The sequence below is a fragment of the Streptomyces alkaliphilus genome (assembly GCF_014141535.1).
Taxonomy (GTDB): Bacteria; Actinomycetota; Actinomycetes; order Streptomycetales; family Streptomycetaceae; genus Streptomyces; species Streptomyces alkaliphilus.
Window position 1 is genome coordinate 1 of record NZ_VKHT01001437.1, and the last position, 941, is coordinate 941.

A 941-nucleotide genomic window follows, 5' to 3' on the forward strand; every position below is an offset into this window, starting at 1 on the left:
GGCCCACTCCCGGCCGGGGGCGGCGGGCGCCTCAGCCGCCGTCCGTGGCGCCCGGTTCCGGCTCGGCGTCCGCGCCGCCGCCGGCCCCCCGCTGCCGCTCGGCGATCAGTGCCTCGGCGGAGGCCGACGCCTGGCTCTCACCGCGCTGCACGATCCGGGTGTAGGCGTGCTCGTTGCCGTCCCGGGCGGCCCGCTGGGCGGGGGTGTCCTCGCCGGAGTCGGGGGTGTTGTCCAGGTTCCCGGCGATGGTGAAGTACACGTACCGGCCCAGTTGGCTGCGGGTGATGCGACACCCGCCGCGCTGACAGAAGGCGGCGCCGCCCTCGCCGATCAGCGGTGTGATGGAGCCCTCGGCGGTCTCCTTGGCGGCGGCGGCCTCCTCCTCACCGGGGAACTGCGCCACCCCGATGGTCACCGCCACCCCCTCGGAGGTGTACGTCGCGCGGACCAGCGCGAGGCAGCCGTGCGCGGTGAGCGCGGCGGACGGGTCGGGGCCCGCCGTGGCCGCGCACGCGTCGGTGCCCTCGACGGTGTCGGCGGCCACCCGGAGGTACTCGCGGTCCTCGACCCGCATCGTCTCGCCGGCGAAGAAGGCGTCGGAGGTGAAGGGCGCCAGGTCCTTCTCCGGGTCGGTGACGAACTCCCGGGGCTTGGGCGGGGGCGGCAGGCTGGTCTCGGAGAAGGTCGGCTCGGGCTGCGCGTCGGGGGAGGACCCCCCGGCGGCGTCCAGGGCGTTGCCGCCCCGGTCGGCGGGCGCGTCGGAGCCGCCCCCGTTGCCCTGCTGCACGATGGCGAGTGCCACCACGGTGCCGACCAGCACGGTGGCCAGGGCGCCGCCACCGACCACCAGCCACCGTCGGCGTCGCCGGTCGCGTTCGGCGTCCGCGGCCAGCGCGCTCCAGTCCGGGGCCGGCGCACCGCCCCCGCCTCCCCACTGCGGG

General features: G+C 77.5%; 1 protein-coding gene. It reads right to left on the reverse strand.

The annotated features are described in order from the left end of the window. Nucleotides 1–31 precede the first annotated feature (31 nt). Nucleotides 32–941: hypothetical protein (locus tag FNQ90_RS24950; protein WP_182608398.1), on the reverse strand; the 910-nt coding region annotated here is incomplete at its 5' end.